Genomic DNA, 25323 nt, shown 5'->3' with positions numbered 1-25323 from the left:
AATCAATGAACGGCCATTTTTACGAAACTGTGATTGTTTGGCTTCAGTACGCTGAACAGCACATCGAAGAATTAATCGCGATGGGTGGGCCGGTGATGTGGCCTTTACTGGCCGTTTCATTGCTATTGTGGACCTTGATTTTGGAACGCTACTTTTATTTGCTCCATGTTTTTCCTGTTTACATCAAGGACAGCCTTCCCTCATTGCGCTCCTCTGCGGATAGGATTATCGAGACAGCTCAAATCATTTTTCTGCTGCGGCGTCATCTTCGCTTAATCAAAACACTGTCTGGAATTTTGCCGATGCTGGGCTTGTTAGGAACCGTTACCGGCATCGTCGAAACGTTCGACTTAATTCGCCTATTTGGCAGCGCTGAACCCCGAATCGTCGCACGCGGAGTATCCCAAGCGCTCATCACGACCATGACGGGCCTGGTCTTAGGCTTATTCGGCGTGGCTGTAGGCTATGACCTAAAGCGAAGAGCTAATACAGGCGAACGCCGCTTCAGGAGTCAGATCCGCAGTCATGAATAGAAAAAACCTGTTTAAAAGCCGGAGCGATCTCGGCGAGGATAATTCCGAAACGATCAACATGACACCGCTGATCGATATGGTATTTATTCTATTGATTTTTTTTCTGGTCACGAGTTCGTTTATCCGTGAATCGGCCGTCGCGGTCCAACGCCCGAAAGCGGTCACTGCCATGACTCAGACAAATACCGAACTCATCGTCACAATCAGTATGGACGAACAAATCTGGCTCAACAATACTGCTGTCGATATCCGCTTCCTGCGCGCCCAGATTGAACAGCAGGGGCTTGCGGGACCGAACCGATCGGCAGTTATTTTGGCAGACACCAAGACCAGTACCGGCTTATTGATTAACGTAATGGATCAATTGCGACTGGCCGGTTTAGTCAATATCTCGGTGGCGGCTAGTACACTTACTGATCCTGGATGAAACAGATAAATGCCGATGCTCCCATTTATTCGGGCTTGGTGTTGCTCGGAGCTTTTGCCGCGGCTTTGCTCATCAATCTGGCCTTGCTGTTATTGATTGGCGCGTTAATCAGCCAGCGAGAAGCGGTGCTGGTTTCACAAACAAAACCGCAACCGATCGAATTCATTCGCATTATCCCAAAACCTCCGGAACAAAAGACTGTACTTCAACCAAAGCCAAATAAAGTGGTCGATAGCGCGCCAACACAAAAACCCAAAGACAAGTCTGCCTTGCCAACGCCGGTTAAACAGCTTAAAGCGATAAAGTCAAAACCCCTTGCCAAAAAAGTCAAAAAGAATAATCCGATTTCGACACCGGTAACAGCTCCGAATATAGCAATCCCCAAACAAGGGACTGGACCTGAATTTGCCTCTATACCTGGAACCAACGTGCGTTTGACAACGCCACCCGCGTTGGGAAATGGCAACAAAACAACCGAAGCGAAAGTTGCGCACGGTGACGGTGCCGGAGCACAAAGTGGCGGTTCAGGAATTCAGGGCTTGACGGTACTGTCGCGCGTGGAGCCCCGTTACCCGCGAATTGCGCTCGAACGCAGACTCGAAGGTTGGGTTCGTCTCGAAATAGTGGTGACAACGGAAGGTACGGTCCGCGAAGCCAAAGTGATTGAGGCAAAACCAAAACTGACTTTCGACCAGGCTGCCCTTGAAGCTATCCGGCGTTGGCGTTTCAAACCCACATATAAGAACGGTCAGGCTGTTGAACAACGTGCTGTTCAAAGGATAAGTTTTAAGCTCAGCAAGCAACGCTGAAGGGAAAGTTTATTTGGGGTTATTTAGTCGGGTTATTACCTAAAATCACATGAATAAGTGGGTTAAATGAGCGCAAAATTCAAACTAATAGTAGGCTTTGTTTTACTTGAGATCATCGATATTTTTCCGTTCCCTACTACGACGCTGGTGGCGCTCTATATCGTTATGAAAAAACCACTCTGGTTTAAACATCTCGTCATGGAGCTCTACCAGCTGGATAAAGACACAAAAATGAAGTGAGGTTAGAGCCGCATAACCAGAACCTAATCAGTCAAAAGTTACCGCTGATTGACCGGAAAACCTTTCTGTGTCACCTGTGGTCTTAAACTAATCCAGCTGAGGAAAAATAACTGCTGGTTTAAAAAACGCATTAGCACGGGAGATCGACTGACTGCCGATGGCTTTCTGTTTTACAGCAGCCCTACGAAATAATTCTTGAATGTAGCAAAGTAGCCGATCGGGTGAGGTCGCCAACGTCTGCTTTGTAGCTCTCCAGTACACAGAATCTGAATTTGGCTGACTGAACGGTTTGGAGAAACGCGACCAGCAGTTTTGGGTCGCCTCCTGTTTGCCAGTTTGCGACATTTAAATAGTTGAGCGTGTGGCGGCAGTAACTGTCATTAAAATCCTATTGGAATTCATAATTCCACTTCCACGCTATTTTTTCTTGCGTGGATCTTCGGTTGGATTCGTATAAGTAATACCCCATGGTCCGGTAGCGATTAGTTCGACGATTGTTTCCTCATCGGTGGTCCACACATAATGAATGTGTCCGCCTGGTAACACAAAGCTTGAACCTACGTTAAGCATCTCACCCTTTTTTGTGTCAAATGTTTCACCCATGCCATTGCCTAGTTTGCCACGCAGAACTGTAATTACTTCTGTAAACGGGTGTATGTGTGGTGGGATTGGATAATTAGATGGAAATTTCAGCAAAGCGATAAAAACCCCTGCATTCTTTGGGTCACCCACTAGAATGACGCTTTGGGCACCTTGAGGGAGTAACAGCTCGTCATTCCACTTAACCGTATCTGGGTTAAACGATTCCATGGTAACAGCGCTCATGCGATCAATCTTATCCTGAGCTAATGCGGTATCTACAAAAAAAAGCATTAAAGCCATCAAATAAATTCTCATTGAGCACCTCTTTATTTTTTGTTTTGGTAGACAGAAACTATACCATCTAGCCCCTTTAAGAGGTGTTGCATTTATTAGATGAATTCAAGATTGAAGAAACAGGATTATTTGACATTAGACAAATGCTAATGGAAGGATCAAATGGCCGTAAATTATTTTATAGAGATAACCGGAAATATAAAAATAAAAATGTCTAATCAGGCAAGTATAGTATGCATCGTTTGTTTTTTAAGCTGTTGATTTTAATTTAACTATAATCAGATGTTATTAGGTAACTGTTTTTATGCGCATTGGGATGTTATCCAGTTTAGATAAATTACCGCTATATGTTTTTTTATCAATTAAGTTTGAAAATACCGTATAGTATAAAGACCCAGATAATAACTTGTTGGACAAACCCGGCCCGGGTGATTTAGCGTGGGGTGGATGCTTTATATAAGAAAATAGCTTTTTGTCGTTTTGAAGGTGTCGCGACTCGTAGTTAGCGGCGACAGCTTTTCAAGCCTTAAACCGTTGCTAATATCGCAACAGGAACCTAAAGAACCGGCTTTTGGACGCATTATAGTCTGATTTCGGGCTGAGCGACGTCCTCGGCAGCCGAATGCCGATGCGGAACTCTTCGAAGAACGCGCGAGTCGGCTACATAACCGAAGCAACCTGTGGAATAGTGGCTGATCGGCTTAACGGGAGAGTGGAGATCTTCGGTATCCTCGTTTTGACAATACGCATGTCGCCGCCGCAACACGGGCACTTCAGAGCCGGACGTTTTTTCAGCCAGGCCAAGGCCTGATTCGGATTGACGCCGAGTAGTAGTTGCAACAGGCTAATCAAGCCTTTGCTGTTGGGATGCAAGAAACCGAAGTTGCGCGTCCGTCGAAATCCTTTCGGTAAAATATGACGCAGCATCAGCCATAAAAACTCAGTGCCCGGCACGGTTCGGGTTTGTGTGCGTTGGGTCTTGCTGTCTTGGTAACGGAAGGTCACCTGGCCGTCTTGACAGGCGATGATGTCCTTTTCCTGGATGACGCCTTTATAAAGATAACGCCCCAAATAAACCAGCGCCTTGTCGCCGTTACCGACCGACTTGACGTCGACGACCCAGGTTTCGGGATACCGTTCCGGCAGAACCAAGCCTTCCTGGTTAATCGCATCGAGCAATTTTGCGCGGAACACTTTGGCCCGCGCCTTGTGATTGAACAAATAGCCGGTGCCGCTTTGACGTGAGTGGGGCTTTTTGCTTTGGTCCTTACCGGTCTTGGTTCGCCACAGTCGTCGTTCAGTATCGATGGCGGCAGCCGGCATGACAACGTGCACATGCGGGTGGTAGTCGAGTCGGCGGGAATGGGTGTGCAGCACCGAGATCGCCCCGGCGCGTCCCTTGAGATGGGCGTCGTTTTGAGCAAACGTGTTCAGCGTTTCCCAACTGCAACGCATCATCACGTCGTACAGGGTGCGTTGCTGTTGCCAGGCCAACACTCTGAATTCCTTCGGCAGCGTAAAGGTGATGAGGAAATACTCGGCCGGCACTTGTTTTTTCAGTTGCCGCTCCAACCATTGTTGGCTCTCGTGTTGTTGGCAATGCGGACAGTGGCGATGACCGCAGGAATATGGGATAAAGTTCTGGTGATCGCAGTCCGCGCAGTGGGCTTGCATCAGGGGGCTGTGCGTGGTGCGGCACAGTTTCATGGCGGCCAGTGCCTTCAGGCAATGCTGTTGACTTAAGCATCAGCGATCCTTTTAGACTTATCCTGCTGCCATTTATTGATGGGTTTACGGGATACACGAGGATAGGACTTTCGGGGCTTATTCGGATGATAATACTGAACGCGCGCGATTTCCTCCAGCAGCTCGCGAAATACGTTGCGTGCGATCTCCGGATAAGCTGCAGTAAACACCACGACCTCGCTCGCTAGAGTCCGCACAGCATTTTTAAATTGGGGCGTCGATAAGCGATCGGGGTTCGGGTCGGTGAGCAGAGCAATCAAGGTTCGACTGATCACGCACATGACCAAGACGGCCAACAGTTCTTGTCTTATGCCGTTTTCACTGTGACTGTGGAACGTTTCGATGTCGAGGTGCAATTTTTCATCACGATACTGCTCTTCAATTCGCCAGCGCCGGAAATACAGTTCGACTAGCGAGTCGGCTGAATACTGACAGCTATCGGTAAGATTGGTTAATAAGACCGACAGCTTACCATCCGGGCTTTCCAAACGGACCGCGCGTAGTTTGATGCTTTTGGGGCCCGGTCGTTTCCGTTGAATCCGCGAGGCCGTATCCAACCAGATGACGGCCTCTGAGCGACCGGATTGGACAAAATTCTCGACCGCTTTAAAGGTCGATTGGGCCGGACAGCGGAACACGAAAGCCGAGTTCGGCGTCGTGTCTCGCAAATAGCGAAGCAAGTCATAGCTGGGATAACCGCGGTCAAACAATAAGACCAAAGGCCGATCGGGGAGTTGCGGTAGCAGTTCTTTAACATCCTCGCGTTCGTTGCCTTCCGCCAAGGGACTGATCACTCGAGTGATGGGCAACCGTCGAAAGACATCGAATGCAGTCGAGACCAGGCATTGCGGATAGTGGCCTTTGCCGGGAAAGGTCAAGCCGCTGTTGGGATCGAAGGCTTGGCGAAGTTCAGGCGAGGCCGGCAAGTGATATTTGGAACCGTCAAAAGCCACCGCCGTCATGCCATGCCACGTATATTCCGGCGCGTCCGGCCAAAGCGAATAAGCTAACTGCACGCTATCGGCTAATAGATTGGCAAAGACGGACCACGTTAATCGGCTCCGGGCTTTCGTCACTGCGCTCCGATGCACGGCTTCAGCTTCAGGCCAACAACCGCTTCGCCGCGCTTGTTTGAAGAATTCGCCGGAGTGGATATCTACGCCAGCGGATTTATCACCGGCGACCAGTGATAACACCAAGGTAATCAGGTTGGGTAGGGAAAGTTTGCGTGTGCGGGTAAAGTGCTCAGCCGATTGCTTTTGATCATCGGCTAAAGTCTGCGGAATTAAACGGCGAAATTGTTCAAGATAAGACGACAGTTGGCATGAATTTTCAAAGCGATGTTTGTGCCATGTTTGCGGTGCTGGTCATTAATGAGTCTCTCTGTGGTGATTTCATGCGCTTATTATAATGAAAACAATGTGTTATGTCTTTAATTTTCTTAAGTCAACAGCATTGGTGCCTTCAGGTGGCTGGGTAAGAGCGAGCCTGCGTACTGTTTCCGCAACTCGGCTTCAAAAGTTTCGATCAGAGACGCGAGGCGGATCATTGGACGGTCCCCCAGGCGATGACAAAACCGTCCATCAAGGCATTGTTGAGTTGGCCGGCGTTGCGGTCAGTACCGTCGGTCAAATGCGTATAACGGGCGGTGGTCAGAATGCTGTGGTGGCCAAGAATTTTTTGGACTTCAAGCAGGTCAACGCCGGCTTCAATCAGATGTGTGGCATAGCTATGCCTTCTATGTCGTTCAAGACATAGCCGTCACTATCTACCCTTCCTGACTATGTCGAGTCACGTTAAGGCCTCAGTAGGCATGCTCGGAATTTAATACACCCGGCGCCTTAAGACCTATCCGAGTACCCGACATAGTTTTCGGCTAAAGACTGTTGAGAAAATTTAGTAATTTATCACCGGGTTGATAACGTTCCAACTTGCCCTGTGGCGGTGTCGTCCTGGCGAGTGCCTGCTCTTTCATCGCAAGTGTTGCCTCCAGATAAATCTGGGTTGTCTCAACGGATTCATGGCCGAGCCACAAAGCAATCACAGAGCGATCAACGCCCGCTTGCAGTAAGTCCATGGCCATGGTGTGCCTCAATCGGTGGACAGTGACACGCTTTTGTCCAAGTGAAGGACACCCATTGCAGGCTGCCATGCGATGCTTGTTCAGCAGGTACTGAACGCCATGGACACTGAGCCGGTTGCCTCTCGCGTTGGGAAACAGCACACCCTCATCACCTCTTTGTGGTTCTCGCAGCCAGGCTTTTAATACGGAGAGTGTTGATCTTGCCAGAGGAATACAGCGTTCCTTTCGGCCCTTACCGATTACCCGCACATGAGCGCCGACTCCCAAGACAAGGTCCTCACGTTTGAGTCCGGTCATCTCGGATAACCGCAAACCCGTCTGTACTGCCGTTAGCATGAACGCATGGTCGCGCCGCCCGGACCAAGTGCTGCAATCGGGCGCGGCGAGTAACGCATCAACTTCCGGACGGCTGAAAAAACTGACCAAGGTTCGTGTGAAGCGCTTGCTGGGGATGGCAAGCACTCTCTGGATCTGGGCAGCATGAGTAGGCAGTTCGAAGGCGGCGTAACGAAAGAAGGAATGGATTGCCGTGAGCCGTAAATTACGGCTGCGGACGGTTAGGTCTCGCTGCTTTTCCAGTTCATCCAGAAAGGCCACAATCAACGGGGCATCAATCTGCTCGACATTAAGGCGTGACGGCGGTTGATGCAAGCGCTCTTGAGCGAAGATCAGGAATTGACGGAAGGTATCTCGATAAGAGCGGATAGTATGAGGACTCGCCTGGCGCTGCTGCATCAAACGTTGGGTAAAGAAACGCTCCAACAGGGGCGCTAAACTGTTGGCAGTGTTCATGACCGGCCCTCCCAGTGCTGCTCAAGGCGGCTCATCGCCTCCCGCATCAGCTCCGGCGCACTCTCTAAATACCACTGCGTATCGGCAATGTGAACATGGCCGAGGTAGGCCGACAACAAAGGCAGACGGCGCTCGGGATCCTGATCGTGGCGATACCAGTTCACTAGCGTATTCGTTGCAAATCGGTGTCTCAAGTCATGCAATCGAGGGCCGTGACAGTCGGTCGCGTTGCGCAATCCGATTTGCCGAGACAATGCGTAGAAAGCGCGATGGATCTGGCCATTGTCCAACCGATTGCCCCAACTGGAGACAAACAAGTAGGTAGAAACAGGCCGTCCTGCCCAATGGCGTTCGCGTCTGGCGATATAATCTGCCAGCACCTTGCAGGTTGAGGCATGCACGGGCACCAAGCGGGTTTTACCGAACTTAGCGTTGCGGATCGTCAACACCCCGGCTTCAAGGTCGATATCTTGAAGTTCGAGATTGCGGGCTTCATTGAGACGCAGACCTGAAACACTTAACAGTCCGAACAGGCAATAATAGACCCAGGGCAGTAAAGCACCGTTTTTGTAACGATGCGGCATTTTTAGCGCAGCCTGCAGTAAGTTGGTAATCTCTTGATTTGAGTAGAGATAGGGTCGAGCTCGCTTTGGCTTGAACGGTAACAAACCGGGCAGTGGAATCTCCGTGCGAGGATCGCTCGAACTACGATAACGGGCAAATCCACGCACGCAGCTTAATCGTTGAGCCCAATAGATGGGTTGAGCCTTCACAGCTTGTTGCGCCCAGGCAAGCGCTAACGCCTGGGTGATATAGGTCGCGTGCTGTTGCTCCATAAAGGTGACAAAATCGAGCAAAGCTTTACCCGCTTCCCGCAATTGGAAACCCAGATTACGCCGCAGAGTCAGGTACTCGGCAACGGCTTGCCGAAGCGTGTTCATAGTGCACCTCCCGGCCAGGGTAGAGCCAGCGTACGCAACGCCTCAAGATCAACCTTGGTATAAATCATCGTGGTCTGGGGATGGCGATGACCCAACACGTCGCCAATCTCGCCTAGCGAGGCGCCCTGCCGCAGCATCTCGGTGGCCAAGCCATGACGAAACTGATGCGTTCCATAAGTGGGCGCTTTGATTCCGGCGCGCTTAAGCGCATGACGAACGATAGAACCAATCGCACCGGCACCCCGGAACCCGCGGATGGGCGCCTTGGCGCGCAAAAAAACACGCCGGCTACCACTCACCGGTCGTCCATCTCGCAGATAGGCAGCGATCGCTTTACCTACCGCAAAGGGTAAGGGAAATTCATGGCGCAGACCGCTCTTGGTCCGCACGCTGAAGGTACCGGTGTTCCAGTCGATTGCATCGAGTTCAAGAAGCGCCACTTCGCTTGACCGTAATCCCAGTCGAGCCAGTAACAGCAAAATGGCATAGTCGCGACGTCCTACCGCCGTATGCTGATCAATGCCTTCCAATAACTGCTTGACTTGGTCTGGCGAAATAGCACGAGGAATCGATGGCATCGACCAATTAGGTATAACCGGAACCGCGGCCGCCAAATCCAACGACATCTCACCGCGATAGTGGGCGTACTTCAGGAAGGAGCGCAAGGCACTGGTCATGAGCTTGGCTCGTTTCCTGTGCAACCGCTGTGCTTGGTGCTGAACAAAGCTCACGACATCGCGGGCAGACAGGTCTGAGAGTGTAACCGGTCCGTCGCCGAAGCAATCCTTAAGAAAATGGCTGATGAACGGCACGTAGTTGACAATCGTTGCTTCAGCCAGGGCACGCGCCTCGCGCAGGTATTGCTCGTAGGCCTGCGCACAGTGCTCCGCCGGCGTGAGTCGAGGCTCCGACACTTTTTCTGTGGGAATCAGACCCTCACCACGCAAAAAGCCAATGAGATGACTGAGTGCCGCAGCATCACCCCGACATGGCTGCACCTGCCGGGCGCGGTCCCGTAAATACAGCCTTGGATGATCGGAGGAAATACAATGTAGCTCAATGCCCTTTAGTTTAAGCCATTGACTAAAGTCCGCGGCTAGATGAACCTGCCGATGAATTGTATACAGCGCATAGCCCTGAGCGCTAATGAAATCCGCAAATGAGCCAATATGAGCCGCAAGAGGGCCCAAGGGAATTTGCGATAAAACGACTTGGTTATTGATACGATATTTCATGGTGAACTCCTCCCCTACACGAGGCTGATGAAAGGAGCTCAAACTATATCGATAAAATGAGGTGTGTTTGCAGGGAATACACGATCGGCGAGGCCTTACAAGAGATAGTCAGGAAGGGTAGATAGTGCCTTAAACAGTGCGGTGTGATGTTTTTTTTTAGACCGCATTCCTTGGCGACCTTACGCAACGCCGTTTGCACGCCGCCACGATCCAGTGGTGTGGTGGCCGCATGCGCCGACTTCGGACCGCCTTGGCGGCTGGGAAACAGCAACACCGGATTGCGGTGAACCAGCCAAAAGCGGCGCAGTAAAGTCAGTGTCGTTTCCGGCAACGGGACCAAACGGTCTTTATTGCCTTTGGCATCCCGAATATGAACACGCTGACGCGCGGCATCGATATCACCCACCTGAAGCCGTAAGCCCTCGCCGAGGCGCAGTCCGAGACTGTATAGCGTAAAAAAGAACACCCGGTAACTGACCGAACGGGTCGTCATAAACACACGCTGTGCCTCTGCAACCGTGACGATATCCGGCAACCGCTGACCCTTCGGCGGCTTGATCAAATCCAAATGCGCCCACGGCTTGTTTAGCACATGTTGATAGTAAAACTTGAGACCGTACAGATCGAGCTTAACGGAACTCCAAGAGTGGGTTGCCAATAAATAGGAGAAATACTCAAGCAATTGCGCCTCGGAGAGGTCATGAATTTGTTCATCGAAATACGCACCGATGCGCCGAATGGCTCGGGAATAGGCCTCGATCGTCTTCGGTTGAAGCCCCTTGAGTTTCAGGTGTTTGAGATGTGTTTGATAGTTTTGCTTGAAATCGAAAGTGGATGATGCTGTCATAGTCGTGTAACCTCATGATTCGTCGTGGAATTTTTCCTCGTATAAAGAGGGCGTGAGGTTACATTTTATCGTCAATCAAACAGCACGGCTTTTCTCCGCGTTAGCGGCTTCGTCCAACAACAGGATTAGCGATTAGAAGTTCGGGGAGCTTATTAATAGCTGAATCCGAACGCTGTCCGAGGCCATTGACTGCTATTTGCCATCGCTTAAGGATAGATAGAAGTCCTCTAGCTGTCATTATTGAATCATGTGAAGCTACTTTGACACCTTCTGCAAAAAAAACAATCCAGTCTTGCCATTTTTCTTGCAGTTGCACATTTGCCAAGGCGTCATAATACTCTTTTTGGTTTGATTTTAAGAAGCCAGCCAAGTAAACCGGAGGATAATCTTCTTTAGCAAGCATCAGGGGTAATAATAACCGCCCCACTCGACCATTGCCATCAATAAAGGGATGAATAGTTTCAAATTGTGCATGCGCTATCGCCATACGAAGTACGATTGAAATTACCCCATAATCTTCTTCATCAGGTTCATAGTGCAGAAATGATTCGAGGTCATTCATGCAGTATTGAACTTGACAGGCGGGGGGTGGCACAAATCGAGCATCATAGATTTTGAATCCGCCAATCCAATTTTGTTTTTTTCTAAACTCCCCCGGTGTCCCTTTGAAATCTTTAACCCCCTCCATAAGATGCGCGTGTAATGCTAATTGCAATTCATTAGTCAATGCATTGCAATTGCCGTTACGAATTCTTTTAAGGCCATAATCAAGCGCTTTGACGTAATTAAGGGTTACTAAAACATCTTTTGGTAAACCTTCATCACTTCCGGTCGCTTCGTAGATTAACAAGTCGTTGACATCAGAGTGAGTGCCCTCGGTTTGACTGCTCAGCACGGCTTCACGTCGGTCCAATGTCCGCATCACGATATCTGGATTTGGAAGTTGATGTGTTAGCAGCTTTAGATCACTAAGGAATGGAAATTAAATAACATGGACAATCAAGCGTTTTGAGGGATGGCTCGATAATTCCATTTAGGTAAAAGGCAGTCAAATATTATTGGCATGTCATTTTTAAAACGCTCGCACACTTTACGCCCGGTTTCATAAATAGTCTCAATCACATTAACGAAAACTTGTAAGCCTTTTTTAGTTTTAGTTCGCTCTATCAATTTCTTAACGCGTTCAATGCTGGTAAACACCACGCCTTGACATGCTCGTGTTACATGCGGGAAAAGGCGATGCTCAATTGGATTATATTTAGAACAATAAGCCGGGTAATGAGCCACGCGAATCTCAACCCCAATTTCGTTCGCTAACCGCTGTAAGTCCTGTTTGAACAGGTACTGGTGACAGCTATTGCTACCACCGCCATCACACAATAACAAGATAGAGCGGGCCTGAGGATAGTCTTGTTTTCCTTGGGCATACCACCATAACCTAAAACTATCACAAGCAAACTCACCGGTATCGCGACTGATGCCGAGATTGATGGCGGCTTTATTGAGTTGGACATCGTAAATGCCATGAGGAATAACAACGCCGGTGGCAAAGCTATTAAAGTCGTGATCATTCACGATAACTGCTTCAGTGGTGTAAAGCCTGCCATCACGATAAAAATTCCCTAAATACTCTTTCTTTTTAGTATCCATGCTAATAACAGGATCCCCGGCAGCTTGGTAAAGTGCTTTCAATTCAGCGATGCGTTTGAACTGATCATTACGTCCCGCAACTTTTTTCATGGTTTCTTTTTTCTGGGCTTTTCGACGTTTAAAACCATGCTTTTTAAGGAGCTTCTTGATGACTGTCGAACTGACCTGAATAGCGAATTGTGCTGATAAGCGCTGCTTCATGTCATCATGGGTCAACTGTGTCCAGCGCGTTTTTTCATTCATTGGATCACCGGCAATATCATCTTTTAAGATCTCTAAAAACGCCTCATCAAGACCGGCATGAGTTTCTTCATAGCCTTTACGGCCTGCGCCCTTACGACGAATGCGGGAATCCTGTTTTTTTTCAGGCAGTGTTCCCAGTTCTTTTAGCCCCGCATAGAGCGTCGTACGAGAACAGCCCAAAACCTTGGCTATATAACACAGACCGGAACGACCCAGTTTCTGAGCTTCGACTGCCGCATAACGGCGACTGTCTTTTTCCGACAAGCTATTGAAGAAATCTTTCATCGATTGTTCTACGTCACTTGAATACGGCTTTGACATGACTTAGTAAACGGAAACAGGTTGAAATCTAATTCGCAGATTATAACGGTCAATCCGGGGTCATCTTAAATTGGCTTCTGTTAAACTTATTTAATTGCCATTCCTAAGCGCCTCGTGAGCATGAATTAATTCGTTAGGAATGCCAGCTATTGGCATCGTTCGCGGTGTGAGTGGAGGTACAAGCGCAAAAGCGCCAGAATAACCATCTACAGGCACCAGCAGCTTTTGCCTTGATGCGCAAAGATCGGATTTTTTCATGACGATAGCCTTTAATAACAAACTTCATTATTAAGGTTTAGCACATTATTATTTAATAACTAGGCGCGTTATTAAAGTTTATATTGCTGCTTGGGATTCAAGCTTTAACCGGTAATCCTCTGCGGAGTGATGAGCGTGTTTTCGTAAGGCGCTTAGCTAGACCGAAAGGTAAGGGGCTCATTTTGGAGGGAGGCGTTGATTCCACTTCCCCAAAATCGGTTAAACGGGTTACAAGAAATACGGGTATCAACTGACGAGCGAGTCGTTATCGTCTAAGACCCTGATTATTGAAAATCCGGCTCCGTGGTGGTACCCGATCATTAAATGAGTGCCAGTCGATCAAGGCAACGGCAATTCCGGCCATGGTGTTGCCACCACTCAGAGCTCCAGGGCCGCTGTTACCGCAGAACACCGCACCGGGAGCGCCGTAATCGGAGTTGGACGAGTTGCCACATAGCACCAGGGCAATGGACGCGCCGAAATGATCGTCATGCACATAATCCAGATCCAGTTCGACCGAACCGAGGCTGAAGGTTTGATCGGTGGAATTACCGGTTTTGGCGTTGACATCAAAAAAACCGCTGATTTCCCAGGCCTTTGTCGGATGCTGCCGCTTTCAGCTCGACGACGGTTTTGTCTAATGCCCGCAGCTTGCCCTGGATAGTGCCTTCGTTGCTGTCCGGTTCGGCCGTGGCGGTTGGTATCGCTTCGCCTACCGGCGGGTTGCGCTGAGATACGCTTGCCATCATTGGGCTAGACGCGGCGAGGGCGGTTGTGGGCACAGGGAGTGTCGCGGCCAGAGTCATTGCGTCGAGCTTTTGCTCCAATTTCTGCACACGGCTTTCCAGTTGTTCGATCCGGGCGTTTTTTTCATGCAGCATCTAGTCGACGATTTGGCGTATCCGCACGTCGTCGGCCGCGAAAGTGGCATGAAACGGTGATAAAACCAGTAACACGGCGAAGAGAAGATGGCGGTAGTTCATCGCATGTACCATTTTTTATTGTTATCAATATGCGCCGATTTCTGCCGGCGCTGCTAGTGATGTGTCGGCATTAACGTTATTGGTGGTAAACGGGTGCAAATGGCCTTCATCCATTTTCAGAACGCGGTCGGCGACATGGAAATAGTGTTCGTCGTGGGTGACGGCGAACACGGTTTTGCCCAATGCTTTCAGTAGCGGTAAGAGTTCGGTATAAAAGCGGCGGCGGTAACCCGGATCTTGATCCGCCGCCCATTCGTCCAGCACCAATATCGGCCGATCTTCCAGGATCGCCACCAATAGTGCCAGACGCTTGCGTTGGCCTTGGGATAGGCGGGTGTCCAGCAATCGGCCGTTCTCGACCTTGACTTTACGGTCCAGTGCCAAAAGCTCCAGCCAATAGGCAATTTTTTCCGGATTGGCGTCGCAGCCCTCCGCGCCGAGCAGATGGTGAAATAAATGAAAATCCGAAAAAACCGTGGAGAACAGCCGGCGATAGTGCGGCATATCGGGTTCTCGCAGAATGATGTCGTTGAATAAAATGTTGCCGACCTGCGGCTGGTATAACCCGGTCAGCAAACGGGTGAAGGTGGTTTTGCCGCTGCCGTTGCCGCCGATCAGAAATACGATTTCGCCGGCGCTCAGGGTAAAGTCGAGCGGGCCGACCGAGAAGCGGTTGCCGCGCTCGGTGTCAGGATAGCGGTAGCGCACGCCCTGGAAGGTCAGGGCTTGCCAGTTTGGCTGCAAGGCCTGAGGCAAGCCGGCGAAGTCGGACCGATATTTCGGTAGCTGTAAGCTGTTGAGTTTATCCAGCGCGACATTACCGCCGATCAGGCTGGGGATGGCGGCGATCAGGCCGGTCAGCGACGTACGTAGAAACAGGATGGTCAACGAATAAGTCGTCGCCACCGCATGGTCTGCCCAGCCGACACCGTGCGCCAGGAAGAACACCAGGGCGATAGCCCCCAGTATCATGATGTTGGCCCAGTTCTCGTTGATGCCGTTAAAGATGTCGGCGGCAATTTCCTGGTCGCGGCCGCTGGCAGCATGTAGTTCGAATTCCTGTTCGTAGAATAGTTTGGCGCGTTCCCTATTCAGGGCCAGTTCTTTGCGACCGAACAGTGCGGCTTGATAATCTTCGTACAATAAATCCTCGATATTGCGCGCCGCATCGATGCGGGCGTGGGTGCTACGCATCAGTAGCCAACCGATAAGGATCGTCAATGCCATCCATCCGGCCGTCGCCAAGAAGAGTCGCTCGGAAAGCCAGTACAAATAGCCGAAGCCCCCCAGATTCAATACCAAGCCGTAGACGGCGGCAGGCAGACTGATGAAAGCCGAGGTCAAATGATTGGTGTCGCTGTTGAGACTGGCCAGCAATCGAGCGGGGCCAAGGTGTTCCAGTCTTTCCAGATGGGTGTCGAGTATGCGCTTGACCATGGTGCGGCGCAGTTGATAGACCAGCCGATGACCCAGCGTCGTCATGCTGATTTGCGAGGCAGTGCCTATGACGAACACCGCCAGTAAAAGGCTGGCGAACTCGATCAGAGTGGTTTTTATATCGGACTGCGGATGCAGCAAATGATCGTTGGTATACGCGATGACCCAAACCGCCAGGCCGGCACTGCAAATGCTCAGAGTGAACACCAACAATAAGGGCAGCCTGAACTGGCTGAACATCAATCGAATCAGATTCATGGCAATGTAGCGCGTTAATGGACCAGGGTCAGTGTCGGACGTTTTCTGGTCGTCTCTGCCGATTCATGTCCCAATCGTTTCGATGCGGTTGTCATCATGGCTGCGAATTCGGCAAATTGCTCCACGTCGAAACGCAAAGACATGTTCGGCATGTGCAGATGCACGACGCCGCAGTCCCGGCAAATCAGCACTTTGCCTGTATCGCTATTGGCCAGATATTCATGGGTGCAAGGTTTTTTAGTCATGAGATGTTTCCTCCAAGCGGGTGAGAAAGGTAATTGCGGTTGATGGACTACAGAGTCATTGGCCTTCAAGCAGGTTTTCCGTCATTGCCGAATCTCGATTTGGAAAGCGACAACAGCATCTTCCAAACGATCTGCTTCGAGCTGAAATCCAGACAGCGGAAATTCGAGGCGTGGATTTGGCCGTTTTCCATTAGCGAAGCCAGAAATTCCGGTTCTATTTCAAGCTTTACTGTTAAAGGCCTTCTGAAAAATGAGTTCAAAAATTTCATAAAGAGATCCGTTCGATAGTTTAATTTAATGATAATGATTCTCATTTGTTTTGTAAAGCATTTTATTTTTCCCTGTTTTCACTGAGTCCATGCGGCTCACTCCCTCTATCAAGCATTCAACAGTCTGAAAATTTCCCGATTCAATTTTAAGAAGGTTGCTTTTTAAAAAACGGTTGACAACGGTTTTTATCGCAAGGAGAATAGTAATCGTTCTCATTTAGAAAAGCATTGGTTGTTACTCTCTCGTCAATTGATGCTGGTTCTGGGTTGGAATATCTGAACAGTCGTCAACTTTTATTATGGAAATGAATATGAAGAACTCAGTCTCTAAACGTTTGAATCTTGCGGTGATCAAACCGTTGGCAGGTGCTGTTGCCTTGCTATCAATTTTACCGGCCGGCATGGCCATGGCAGACAGCGTAACCCGGTCTTTTGCCAACCCAAGACCTATCGTTATTCAAGATACCTGTGCCAACCCCGATGATGCTGAATGTGCAGCGTTATTGGATACCTATACAGCGGAGGGCGCTCCAGCCGTGCCGGTGAAGGTGGCAAAAACCTATCCGGCAATGATCAACGTTCCCAAGGGCGCATTTCCTAAAGATGCCAAAATCACAGATGTCAATGTCACGATCAAAGGCATCCACCATGATTATTTAAACGATGTTGATATATTGTTGGTGGCGCCGAATGGTCAATATGTAATGTTGGCTTCGAATGTCAGTGCTGCCGGAGCGACCCCCGAAGGCGGCGTCTTGGGTATCGTGGCGGAAAATCTGAACTGGAAATTCGACGACTCGGCAGCCCTACCTCTTCCTCGCTCGGTACGTAACGATGGCCGTTTGAGTGGCCGAGCCACCAATCCGTTGTATAACGTGATTTACGAGGAATGGGTCGATGTTTGGTCCGATACCTCGCTACGCGCATTCAAACCAACCGATTACGACAATAATCCGGATACTGACCATTTTCCTGCGCCAGCTCCCTTGGAGTTGCAAGATCCGGCTACCTCAGTCGCTTTGACGCCGACTACCGTGTTGGCTGCGCCGACAGCGGGTGATCCAAGCACTTATAAAAAAGTGACCAATGGTCCAAAGCTCAGCAACTTGAATGGCATCGATCCATCGGGTCAATGGAAGTTGTATGTGGTTGACGACTTTTACTGGTTTGCCGGCGAAGTCAAGGGTGGCTGGAGTCTGGAAATCACCACCGACGATCAGCAGTCCTGCTCGGTCGAGTGACGGCCAGCTAGCCTTTAATATAGCAAGCAACCGGTGAATGGCCGGTTGCATTCCACGGCATAAATTCAAGAGATATACAACATGAAACAATTAACTTTATCACTGCTGTTGGCTGCAGGATTAGCCGGACAGTCGGGTCTTGCCTCTGCGGACATCGCCAATTCCCCCAATCCTTACAGTGCCGCATACGGTTTCGATTATCCTCAACAAGCGGTGTGGGGAGGCTGGAGTCGCGGCGATGCCGGTACCGTTTATGCGGAATGGGACAGCTTCAATTTCGACGGTCAATTGTTGGCGGGCAGTTACGGCCTGACTGGCGCGCAGTTCGGTTGGGATGGCGGCACGAGCATCGACGGCAACGGCAATCTGGCTAACGATACCGATTCGATTTTCGCCTATGCCGATATACAAGGCAGCGTTGCGCAAGCCTCTGAGCAAGTGGTGCGGGTGGCGATGCAATCGGAAGCTTGGGTAGCAGGCAGCGGCGATGGTGTCGATTACGACAACATTTGGTTGAACGGCTTGACGCCCACATTCCTGGGCTTGACCGACACCGGTAACAGCGTTGTCGTCGACTCGATCGAATATGCCTTATATCAATCACTGGCCATCTGGGATCTGGATTTTGCACCGACAGACGATTTGTATTTGTTCGACTTGTCGGCGGCTGCGGGTACGCGCATCGCTCAAGTTGCGATTGACATGGCTGCGGTAGCGCAAGGCGCGCCGATTTCCGAAGCGCCGGTTGCTGTGCCGTTGCCTGGCGCCGCTTGGATGTTCATGTCCGCTTTGTTTGGTATGTTGGCGGTTAGACGTAAATCTCCGCTATCCCCATTATCGGCATAAGGAGTTGTGGCGGATGGATCGCAAAGCCTATGGATAGCAAGGGGTTTGATGGATCGCAAAGCCTATGGATAGCAAGGGGTTTAAGGATATGACATGGAGGTCTATCCGGTATTTGAGAGTATGGCCTGGTTTGTTGGCTCTAGGTTGTGCTGGGTTGTTTTTCGGGCAATCACAGCCCGAAGACAACTATCTCAAATTGCCGGGATTGCCCAGGGCAATAGAAATCGTCCGCGATAGCCATGCCGTGCCGCATATCTATGCCGGCACGGCCGACGATGCTTATTTCGCATTGGGCTATTTGCACGCCCAGGACAGACTTTGGCAAATGGATTTGAATCGCCGCGCCGGCTCCGGCCGTCTGGCGGAAATTTTCGGCAGCGACGCACTGGAACAAGACCGCTTCATGCGGGTGCTGGGTTTGCGCCGGGCAGCCGAGGCCAATCTGCAACAACTCGATTCGGCCACCCTCGCCAGTCTGCAAGCTTATGCGCAAGGCGTGAATGCCTTTCTGGCACATGACTCTATTTTGCCGGTCGAATTTTATTTGACCGGCGCACCGCGCCCCGAACCTTGGCAACCCGCCGATTCCCTGGTCTGGTTAAAAAACATGGCTTGGCGCCTGTCCGGCAACTGGTGGGAAGAATTACTTAATCTCAGTCTTCAGCAACGTTTGTCGCCGGAACAATTCGCCGACTTGTTTCCACCTTATCCGGGCGATGCGCCACGCGCACTACCCGATGTCAAAAATCTTTATGCCGAGTTAGCGCCGCTGGCCGGCAAATTGCTGGCACAACACCGCGAAGAAGCCCATAAAAGCATCGGCTCCAACAATTGGTTGGTCGACGGTAGTCGCACCACCAGCGGCAAGCCGTTACTGGCCAACGATCCGCATTTACCGCTCACAGCTCCTTCCCTCTGGTATTTCGCTCATCTGCACGCGCCTGGATTGAACGCCGTGGGCGCCACTTTGCCCGGCATACCGGGTATTTTATTGGGACGTAACCAGCGGGTTGCCTGGTCTTTCACCAACACCGGCCCGGACAGCCAGGATATTTTTCTTGAACAACCGCTGCCTGATCAGTCGAATCGGTATCTAACCCCCACCGGCTCGGAGGCCTTCACTACCCTCCGGGAAATCATCAAGGTCAAGGATCAGCCCGATCAGGAGCTGACAATTCGCGTTAGCCGCCATGGGCCGGTGATTTCCGACGTCGATAACGACGCCCGACAAGCCGTGCCGAACGGTATGGCGGCGGCGTTGAGCTGGGTGGGCTTACGCGAGGACGATGCCACCATTCGCTTCATGCTCAATGCCGGGCGGGCGCAATCCGTATCCGAACTGAAGGCATTTGCCAGCGATTTCCACGCACCGCAGCAGAATATCGTTTATGCCGATGCGGATGGCAACATCGGCTTTGTCGCGGCGGGGCGGGTGCCGGTGCGTAGCCCGGACAATGTCTTGAGCGGACGCTTGCCGGCGCCAGGTTGGCTGGCGAGCTATGACTGGCAGGGATTGATTCCCTTCGAACAACTGCCGCAGCAGACGGCCAGCCAAGACGGCAAGATCGTTACCGCCAACCAAAAAATCACACCGCCCGCTTACCCCTATTTCATAACCTCCGGCTGGGCGCTGCCTTATCGGGCCGAGCGGATTGGCGCCTTATTGGATAGTCACGCCAAGCATGACGTGGCGTCGTTTGAGGCCATTCAAAACGATGTCGCTAATCCGTTTGCGGCGCAATTGCTGCCCAGGCTGCTGACGATTACAGTCGAGGAGCTAGAGGCCAAGCAAATTTTACAGGGCCTACGCGATTGGGATGGGCGCATGGCCGACGACTCCGCGCAGCCCTTGATTTTTGCCGAATGGATCAGGCAACTTGCCGTCACTCTTTACCAGGATAAATTAGGCGATTTGTACGAGCTGGTCGGCGACTATCAACCGCAGTTTTTGCTGCAAGTGTTAAACAACAGTCACGGCGGCGGCGGGCGATGGTGCGCCGCCGCTAATTCCGGCGCGGCATTGTGCGATGCGGAAATCAAACTTGCTTTAGGGGCCGCACTGACCAACCTCAAGCGGCATTACGGCGACGACCCGTCGCAATGGCGTTGGGGCAAGGCGCATGTCACCGTCTTCAAGCATCACCCTTTCGGCCAGGTGCCTTTCCTCAGCTCGCTGTTCAATGTCGAAGGCGAAAGCGCCGGCGGCATGGATACCGTCAATGTGAGCGGCTACCGCTATGACGAAGATAGCGGTCACTACCTGGGCGAAGCGGGCGCAGCCTTTCGGGCGATTTACGATTTGGCCGAGCCGGAAAACTCGGTTTTCATCCTCGGGACCGGCCAGTCCGGTAACCCATTTTCCTCCCACTATCGGGACATGACTTCGGCTTGGTTGCAAGGCGGCTATGTGCCGTTAATAACCGACCGGGAACGCATTCTGAGCAGCGCCGTAGAACGTATCCACTTGCGACCCGATTAAATGCGACCTTTTATTTCACCATCATCACAGGACACAGCAATGAACGACAATCTTGATCTGGCCGGTATCGGCATCGGGCCATTTAATCTCAGTCTGGCGGCTTTGCTATCCAAGGTACCGCAATGCCGGGCTCGATTTTTCGAACGCCGCGACAGTTTCAACTGGCATCCGGGCATGATGTTGCCTGGCACTCAGATGCAAACCTCGTATTTGAAAGATCTGGTCACTCCCGTCGACCCCAGCAGTCCGTATGGTTTTCTGTCCTATCTGGTCAAGAAAGGCCGATTTTACCGCTTTATCAACGCCGAGTATCCCAGGGTGCGGCGAGTCGAATTTGCCGATTATCTACGCTGGGTGGCGGAACAATTGCCGAATCTCAGTTTCGGAACCGGCGTGGATAGCATCGAGTTCGCGCAGAACGGCTTCAAACTGAGCGGCAATGGTTTGGATGGGGTGCATAGCCGCCATTTGGTGGTGGCGACCGGCATGCGGCCCAATATCGCGACTTGGGTCGAGCGTTATGTCGGCGAACAATGCTTACATAGTCATCATTACGTGACCGCCGATTTTTCAGTAACCGGCAAACGCGTTGCCATCATCGGCGGCGGGCAAAGCGGCGCGGAAATATTTTTGGATTTGATGGCGGGTAAGCGGGGCCGGGCTGACGAGATTACCTGGATCAGCCGCCGGCCGAATCTGGAGCCATTGGACGAAACCGCCTTCATCAACGAGTACTTCACGCCCGATTACGTTCGCCATTTCCATAAGCTGCCGGAACAGCGCAAGCCGCCTATCGTCAGCTCGCATAAACTGACCGGCGACGGTGTCTCACCCGCAACCTTGCAAGTCTTGTCGCAATATTTGTACGACACGGATTTTCTCAATAGCGATACGACGCCGTACGCCATTCTCCCGTATCGTGAGGTGCATCTGATGGGCCGTGACAAGGGCGGCTACCATCTGCATATGCGCAATGGGTTCAATAATGATGACGAGGCGGTGGTTGCGGACATGATCATCCTGGCGACAGGCTATCACTACCAATTGCCGGCGTGTCTCAGTGCGATTATCGATCGGCTCGATCTCGACGAAGAAGGTTTTCCGCGCTTGCGGGAGGATTACAGCGTCGCCTGGGATGGCCCTGAGCAACATCGTATTTATCTGCAGAACGCCGGCCGTAACAGCCACGGCGTCGCCGACGCCCAACTCAGCCTGGCGGCCTGGCGATCGGCCATGATCATCAATAGTCTGCTGGAAAATCCGGTTTACGACGTCGATCCTTGTTCAACGGCATTGAAATGGGTAAGGAATACACCGGATCAAATCGAAAGCGATGCAAGCACTTTAGAGACCGAGAAGATTTATCGGGTGGGTTGAGATTGCAGCTTGACGAATCAAATGATAATCATTATTATTTGCAACAACATAAACAATAATTAAATAGCGTCATCATTTAGCTTTCATACATGAATCCGAATATTTTGAAACAAACTTTGCCCGATGGGCGGCATGTAGACTTACAACACGCCGAAGCCGAGTTGTTAATGACCGTTGATGAACAGCATAGCGCGTTATTTCAACTCACTTCGAGTCTGGAGAATCTGTCTGCACTACAGCTGATAGAGCTTGCTGGGGTTGATCGCGATTCCAGCGTTCCCGTGTTGGTTGCGGCGTTACATGTCTTGTTCGACAGTCAGCCGCAATTATTGGAAATTGAACTGTCGCTGGCCGGGCATGGCGAGTTGATTGCAGCGCTGGTTGCAAGCGGCGCCGCGACCCGGTCCGGCGAGGTAAGCGAATCGGTTATCAGCCGCCGCGGCATGCTGCGCCAGATGGTTGAGCTCTACCTGTCTCAATCTAGCGCCTGTGCGTTTCCGTTGCACTACACGGTCACTGACGGTAAACGTCATCCGTTGCGTGCGCCGGTTGCAATTGGCGAGGTTTACCGCCGCTATTTGCCGGAACAGGGCTTGTCGCTGTCCTTACGTACCGTAGACCCCGAAACGGATTTGGACACTTTCCACGCCTGGCATAACAATCCTCGGGTTTCCGCATTCTGGGAATTGGAAGGCAGCAAGGACATGCACCGGGAATATTTGCAAAAAGTCACGACCGATGCCCATATGCATCCGGTTTTTGGTTGTTTCGACGGCGAGCCGTTCGGCTATTTCGAGATTTACTGGGCCAAGGAAGATCGCATCGCGCCGTATTACGAGGTCGACGATTACGATCGCGGTGTGCATATGTTGGTCGGCGAAGAGCGTTGGCGCGGGCCGCAGCGGGTAGCCGCCTGGTTGCCGTCCCTGGCGCACTTCATGTTTCTAGACGACCCGCGCACCCGTAACGTTGTCGCCGAGCCGCGTGCCGACAACGCCAAAATGATCGGGTACATGCAGCAGGCCGGATTTTGCAAACCCAAGGAATTCGATTTTCCCCACAAGCGTGCCGCGCTGATGATGCTGTCGCGGGAAGCTTTTTTCGATCAATTTTGCGTTTAAGGAATGAGTCATGAGTATCGATAGCGAAGACACCGTGTTTCAAGTGGTGGTCAACCACGAAGAGCAATACTCGATCTGGCCCGATTACAAGCCGGTTCCCAACGGCTGGCGCACGGTCGGCAAATCCGGCGTCAAGAAAGACTGCCTTGAATACATCGGGCAAGTCTGGACCGACATGCGGCCATTGAGTTTGCGCCAGTTCATGGATAGCCAGACCCAATAACGACGATGCGCTTGTTTTGTTTTCCTTATGCCGGTGCCAGCGCAGTGACCTATCAGCGCTGGCGGCGGAAAGTGCCGGATTGGCTGGAAATCAAACCAGTGGAATTGCCGGGGCGCGGAAGTAAAATGTTAGAGCCTTTGGCCGCCGATTGGGAGACATTGAGCGCAACGTTAATTCGGGAGATCGCCAGCGACCTTAGTCAGCCTTACGCACTGTTCGGGCATAGCTTGGGTGCGCTGGTTGCGTTCGAAGTGGCTCACGGCCTGCAGTGGCGGGGTTTGTCGCTGCCGGCCACGTTGATCGTCTCCGGCACTCATGCACCCAGTCGCCGCGATAAGCAACGTTTCGAACAATTGGATAGCGATGCTGAGTTGCTGTCGGAAATGCAGCGTTTGAATGGCACCGATGCAGCGATATTGGCCAACAAGGAATTGATGGACTTGACTTTGCCGGTGTTGCGAGCGGACTTCAAATTATGCGCCCGCTACCGGCGTCAAGTTCGGCCATTGCTGCCGATGCCTCTACATGTTTTCGCCGGCAGCGACGATGAAACCAGCGACGACACGCTCAGGGCCTGGCAAATGGAAACCACGGCTGATTTTTCATTGCACTATTTTAGCGGCGACCATTTTTTTATTCAAAGCCAGGAGCAGGCGGTGTTGGCAAGTTTGTGTCGCCATTTACAGCCGTATTCCGCTGCAGCCCAGCGCTATGCCGGTCTTTATGCAAACGGGCTTCCGGGTGTTTGTCTTGGGGAAGCGACGATAGGGACATCGTAGCATACCTCCTAATTTGCCTTCTTTCTCAGGACAAACACCCGGAAGCCCGGTTTTCAAAACGCTTATGCCGATGAATACAGACACTTTACGAATAGAAAATCTAATGCCGAACAGCGAGTTGCCGTTACTGGTTCGGCCTTTAAGCCATGGCATGCGTTTAGCCGATGCCGCCGAACAGTTGCGCCATCAGGTGGATAGCCGGCTATTGCAATGCGGGGGCTTTTTATTTCGGGATTTTATTGTCGAAACACCAGCTGAGTTTAAGGCGTTTGCCGCCGGCTTTGGTTATCCGCTGCTGAGCTACGAATTCGGCTCGACGCCGCGTACCAAAGTCGAAGAAGGCGTATATACCTCGACCGAATACCCGCCGCACCAGTCGATTCCGTTACATAACGAACAAGCCTATACTCGCGAATGGCCGATGAAGATCTGGTTTTACAGTGCATTAGTCGCGCAACAGGGTGGTGAAACGCCGATTGCGGATAGCCGGGAAATCTACCGCCGCATCGATCCGCATATTCGCCAGCGCTTCAGCGAAAAAGGCCTGATGTACGTCCGCAATTTCGGCAACGGCCTGGACGTGCCGTGGGCCCAAGTATTCAATAGCGAAGACAAAGCAGTGGTTGAAGCCTATTGCCGTGACCATGACATAGTCTGCGAATGGAAGGACGATGGCGAATTGCGTACCCGGCAAACTTGCCAGGCCGTCGCGCAACATCCTATCACCCAGGATTGGGTCTGGTTCAATCAAGCCCATCTGTTCCATGTTTCCAATCTGGAGCCGGAAGTACGCGAAACGCTGCTGGAGATACTCGATCACGAGGACCTGCCGCGCAACGTGTATTACGGCGATGGATCTGAAATCGAGGACGTCATACTCGACGAAATTCGCAGCGTGCTTGATGAACAGACCATTAGTTTTCCTTGGCAAACCGGCGACGTGATGATGCTGGATAACATGCTGGCCGCCCATGCCCGCTCGCCATTCAAAGGGCCGCGTAAGGTGGTGGTCGCGATGGCCGAGCCTTACTCCCATCTGCATTCCCAACATTCAACCCTATAAG

25 protein-coding genes and 2 pseudogenes are annotated in these 25323 nt (G+C 51.4%); 12 read left to right on the top strand and 15 right to left on the bottom strand.

Annotated elements, in window-relative coordinates:
• Positions 1-5 precede the first annotated feature (5 nt).
• The 4 genes from GO003_RS25495 to GO003_RS25480 all read left to right on the top strand — a co-directional run bounded on the left by GO003_RS25495 (position 6) and on the right by GO003_RS25480 (position 2009).
• Entirely contained in the window at positions 6-533 is a 528-nt protein-coding gene (locus GO003_RS25495; protein ID WP_159651543.1) for a MotA/TolQ/ExbB proton channel family protein, read from the top strand.
• A complete protein-coding gene (locus GO003_RS25490) occupies positions 526-960 on the top strand; it encodes an ExbD/TolR family protein (RefSeq protein ID WP_159651541.1) in 435 nt (144 codons plus the stop codon). The genes GO003_RS25495 and GO003_RS25490 overlap by 8 nt, the downstream gene beginning before the upstream one ends.
• Entirely contained in the window at positions 957-1769 is an 813-nt protein-coding gene (locus tag GO003_RS25485) for an energy transducer TonB (RefSeq protein ID WP_159651539.1), read from the top strand. The genes GO003_RS25490 and GO003_RS25485 overlap by 4 nt, the downstream gene beginning before the upstream one ends.
• 66 nt (positions 1770-1835) lie before the next feature.
• On the top strand, positions 1836-2009 hold the full coding sequence (locus GO003_RS25480) for a hypothetical protein (protein ID WP_164505694.1): 174 nt from the start codon (positions 1836-1838) through the stop codon (positions 2007-2009).
• Between the two features lie 417 nt (positions 2010-2426).
• Here the strand turns inward: GO003_RS25480 and GO003_RS25475 are convergent, their stop codons facing one another.
• The 15 genes and pseudogenes from GO003_RS25475 to GO003_RS25405 form a co-directional block, all read right to left on the bottom strand.
• Positions 2427-2906: a cupin domain-containing protein gene (locus tag GO003_RS25475; RefSeq protein WP_159651537.1), complete on the bottom strand. Its 480-nt coding sequence runs from the start codon at positions 2904-2906 to the stop codon at positions 2427-2429.
• A gap of 639 nt (positions 2907-3545) precedes the next feature.
• Positions 3546-4607: pseudogene (locus GO003_RS25470) on the bottom strand (IS91 family transposase); the annotation flags it as partial.
• Between the two features lie 17 nt (positions 4608-4624).
• Positions 4625-5917, bottom strand: a complete 1293-nt coding sequence (locus tag GO003_RS25465) for an IS4 family transposase (RefSeq protein WP_159651551.1) — start codon at positions 5915-5917, stop codon at positions 4625-4627.
• Positions 5918-6176: 259 nt separating this feature from the next.
• Positions 6177-6326 (bottom strand): hypothetical protein, encoded by a 150-nt coding sequence (locus tag GO003_RS25460; protein ID WP_231089304.1) that lies wholly within the window; start codon positions 6324-6326, stop codon positions 6177-6179.
• A 181-nt stretch (positions 6327-6507) separates the two neighbouring features.
• A complete protein-coding gene (locus GO003_RS25455) occupies positions 6508-7506 on the bottom strand; it encodes a site-specific integrase (protein ID WP_159656713.1) in 999 nt (332 codons plus the stop codon).
• Positions 7503-8447: a tyrosine-type recombinase/integrase gene (locus GO003_RS25450; RefSeq protein ID WP_159656715.1), complete on the bottom strand. Its 945-nt coding sequence runs from the start codon at positions 8445-8447 to the stop codon at positions 7503-7505. Before GO003_RS25450 ends, GO003_RS25455 begins: the two co-directional genes overlap by 4 nt.
• A complete protein-coding gene (locus tag GO003_RS25445; RefSeq protein WP_159656717.1) occupies positions 8444-9682 on the bottom strand; it encodes a site-specific integrase in 1239 nt (412 codons plus the stop codon). Before GO003_RS25445 ends, GO003_RS25450 begins: the two co-directional genes overlap by 4 nt.
• Before the next feature lie 43 nt (positions 9683-9725).
• Positions 9726-10529 (bottom strand): tyrosine-type recombinase/integrase, encoded by an 804-nt coding sequence (locus tag GO003_RS25440; RefSeq protein WP_159656250.1) that lies wholly within the window; start codon positions 10527-10529, stop codon positions 9726-9728.
• A gap of 100 nt (positions 10530-10629) precedes the next feature.
• Positions 10630-11490, bottom strand: a pseudogene (locus GO003_RS25435) (Fic family protein); the annotation flags it as partial.
• A gap of 38 nt (positions 11491-11528) precedes the next feature.
• On the bottom strand, positions 11529-12707 hold the full coding sequence (locus GO003_RS25430) for an ISAzo13 family transposase (protein WP_159656252.1): 1179 nt from the start codon (positions 12705-12707) through the stop codon (positions 11529-11531).
• Positions 12708-12833: 126 nt separating this feature from the next.
• Positions 12834-13001 carry a hypothetical protein gene (locus GO003_RS25425; RefSeq protein ID WP_159656254.1) on the bottom strand — a complete coding sequence of 56 codons (168 nt, stop codon included), beginning with the start codon at positions 12999-13001 and terminating at the stop codon, positions 12834-12836.
• Between the two features lie 569 nt (positions 13002-13570).
• Positions 13571-13837: a hypothetical protein gene (locus tag GO003_RS25420; protein ID WP_159656256.1), complete on the bottom strand. Its 267-nt coding sequence runs from the start codon at positions 13835-13837 to the stop codon at positions 13571-13573.
• 171 nt (positions 13838-14008) lie between these two features.
• Positions 14009-15679: a multidrug ABC transporter permease/ATP-binding protein gene (locus tag GO003_RS25415; protein ID WP_159656258.1), complete on the bottom strand. Its 1671-nt coding sequence runs from the start codon at positions 15677-15679 to the stop codon at positions 14009-14011.
• 14 nt (positions 15680-15693) lie between these two features.
• Positions 15694-15924: a DUF6686 family protein gene (locus GO003_RS25410; RefSeq protein ID WP_159656260.1), complete on the bottom strand. Its 231-nt coding sequence runs from the start codon at positions 15922-15924 to the stop codon at positions 15694-15696.
• Positions 15925-15989: 65 nt separating this feature from the next.
• Positions 15990-16193, bottom strand: coding sequence for a hypothetical protein (locus tag GO003_RS25405; protein WP_159656262.1), 204 nt, complete (start codon positions 16191-16193; stop codon positions 15990-15992).
• Positions 16194-16504: 311 nt separating this feature from the next.
• On the opposite strand from GO003_RS25405, the gene GO003_RS25400 reads away from it, so the two are divergent.
• From GO003_RS25400 to GO003_RS25365, 8 genes are all read left to right on the top strand, one after another.
• Positions 16505-17434 carry a hypothetical protein gene (locus tag GO003_RS25400; protein WP_159656264.1) on the top strand — a complete coding sequence of 310 codons (930 nt, stop codon included), beginning with the start codon at positions 16505-16507 and terminating at the stop codon, positions 17432-17434.
• Positions 17435-17515: 81 nt separating this feature from the next.
• Complete coding sequence (locus tag GO003_RS25395) at positions 17516-18280, top strand: VPLPA-CTERM sorting domain-containing protein (protein WP_159656266.1); 765 nt, start codon at positions 17516-17518, stop codon at positions 18278-18280.
• An 88-nt stretch (positions 18281-18368) separates the two neighbouring features.
• A complete protein-coding gene (locus tag GO003_RS25390) occupies positions 18369-20759 on the top strand; it encodes a penicillin acylase family protein (protein ID WP_231089290.1) in 2391 nt (796 codons plus the stop codon).
• Positions 20760-22136 (top strand): lysine N(6)-hydroxylase/L-ornithine N(5)-oxygenase family protein, encoded by a 1377-nt coding sequence (locus tag GO003_RS25385; RefSeq protein ID WP_231089289.1) that lies wholly within the window; start codon positions 20760-20762, stop codon positions 22134-22136.
• Between the two features lie 89 nt (positions 22137-22225).
• Positions 22226-23257: a GNAT family N-acetyltransferase gene (locus GO003_RS25380; protein WP_206444795.1), complete on the top strand. Its 1032-nt coding sequence runs from the start codon at positions 22226-22228 to the stop codon at positions 23255-23257.
• Between the two features lie 10 nt (positions 23258-23267).
• Positions 23268-23480, top strand: a complete 213-nt coding sequence (locus tag GO003_RS25375; RefSeq protein WP_159658910.1) for an MbtH family protein — start codon at positions 23268-23270, stop codon at positions 23478-23480.
• 5 nt (positions 23481-23485) lie between these two features.
• Entirely contained in the window at positions 23486-24259 is a 774-nt protein-coding gene (locus tag GO003_RS25370; protein WP_206444796.1) for a thioesterase II family protein, read from the top strand.
• Positions 24260-24329: 70 nt separating this feature from the next.
• The gene (locus tag GO003_RS25365; protein WP_159658911.1) at positions 24330-25322 is read left to right on the top strand and encodes a TauD/TfdA family dioxygenase; all 993 of its coding nucleotides are present in this window, start codon (positions 24330-24332) and stop codon (positions 25320-25322) included.
• The last annotated feature ends 1 nt before the right edge of the window (position 25323 follow it).

This window comes from Methylicorpusculum oleiharenae, assembly GCF_009828925.2.
GTDB classification, from domain to species: domain Bacteria; phylum Pseudomonadota; class Gammaproteobacteria; order Methylococcales; family Methylomonadaceae; genus Methylicorpusculum; species Methylicorpusculum oleiharenae.
The sequence above is the reverse complement of the archived record's forward strand: the minus strand, read 5'-3'. Positions and strand labels throughout refer to the sequence as shown.

Coding starts and splice junctions, on each gene's coding strand:
- GO003_RS25400 (WP_159656264.1), top strand. CDS start 16,505: ATGAAGAACTCAGTCTCTAAACGTTTGAATCTTGCGGTGATCAAACCG.
- GO003_RS25365 (WP_159658911.1), top strand. CDS start 24,330: ATGAATACAGACACTTTACGAATAGAAAATCTAATGCCGAACAGCGAG.
- GO003_RS25485 (WP_159651539.1), top strand. CDS start 957: ATGAAACAGATAAATGCCGATGCTCCCATTTATTCGGGCTTGGTGTTG.
- GO003_RS25390 (WP_231089290.1), top strand. CDS start 18,369: ATGACATGGAGGTCTATCCGGTATTTGAGAGTATGGCCTGGTTTGTTG.
- GO003_RS25395 (WP_159656266.1), top strand. CDS start 17,516: ATGAAACAATTAACTTTATCACTGCTGTTGGCTGCAGGATTAGCCGGA.
- GO003_RS25430 (WP_159656252.1), bottom strand. CDS start 12,707: ATGAAAGATTTCTTCAATAGCTTGTCGGAAAAAGACAGTCGCCGTTAT.
- GO003_RS25455 (WP_159656713.1), bottom strand. CDS start 7,506: ATGAACACTGCCAACAGTTTAGCGCCCCTGTTGGAGCGTTTCTTTACC.
- GO003_RS25410 (WP_159656260.1), bottom strand. CDS start 15,924: ATGACTAAAAAACCTTGCACCCATGAATATCTGGCCAATAGCGATACA.
- GO003_RS25440 (WP_159656250.1), bottom strand. CDS start 10,529: ATGACAGCATCATCCACTTTCGATTTCAAGCAAAACTATCAAACACAT.
- GO003_RS25425 (WP_159656254.1), bottom strand. CDS start 13,001: ATGAAAAAATCCGATCTTTGCGCATCAAGGCAAAAGCTGCTGGTGCCT.
- GO003_RS25415 (WP_159656258.1), bottom strand. CDS start 15,679: ATGAATCTGATTCGATTGATGTTCAGCCAGTTCAGGCTGCCCTTATTG.
- GO003_RS25380 (WP_206444795.1), top strand. CDS start 22,226: ATGAATCCGAATATTTTGAAACAAACTTTGCCCGATGGGCGGCATGTA.
- GO003_RS25445 (WP_159656717.1), bottom strand. CDS start 9,682: ATGAAATATCGTATCAATAACCAAGTCGTTTTATCGCAAATTCCCTTG.
- GO003_RS25370 (WP_206444796.1), top strand. CDS start 23,486: ATGCGCTTGTTTTGTTTTCCTTATGCCGGTGCCAGCGCAGTGACCTAT.
- GO003_RS25385 (WP_231089289.1), top strand. CDS start 20,760: ATGCGACCTTTTATTTCACCATCATCACAGGACACAGCAATGAACGAC.
- GO003_RS25375 (WP_159658910.1), top strand. CDS start 23,268: ATGAGTATCGATAGCGAAGACACCGTGTTTCAAGTGGTGGTCAACCAC.
- GO003_RS25495 (WP_159651543.1), top strand. CDS start 6: ATGAACGGCCATTTTTACGAAACTGTGATTGTTTGGCTTCAGTACGCT.
- GO003_RS25475 (WP_159651537.1), bottom strand. CDS start 2,906: ATGAGAATTTATTTGATGGCTTTAATGCTTTTTTTTGTAGATACCGCA.
- GO003_RS25450 (WP_159656715.1), bottom strand. CDS start 8,447: ATGAACACGCTTCGGCAAGCCGTTGCCGAGTACCTGACTCTGCGGCGT.
- GO003_RS25480 (WP_164505694.1), top strand. CDS start 1,836: ATGAGCGCAAAATTCAAACTAATAGTAGGCTTTGTTTTACTTGAGATC.
- GO003_RS25405 (WP_159656262.1), bottom strand. CDS start 16,193: ATGAAATTTTTGAACTCATTTTTCAGAAGGCCTTTAACAGTAAAGCTT.
- GO003_RS25490 (WP_159651541.1), top strand. CDS start 526: ATGAATAGAAAAAACCTGTTTAAAAGCCGGAGCGATCTCGGCGAGGAT.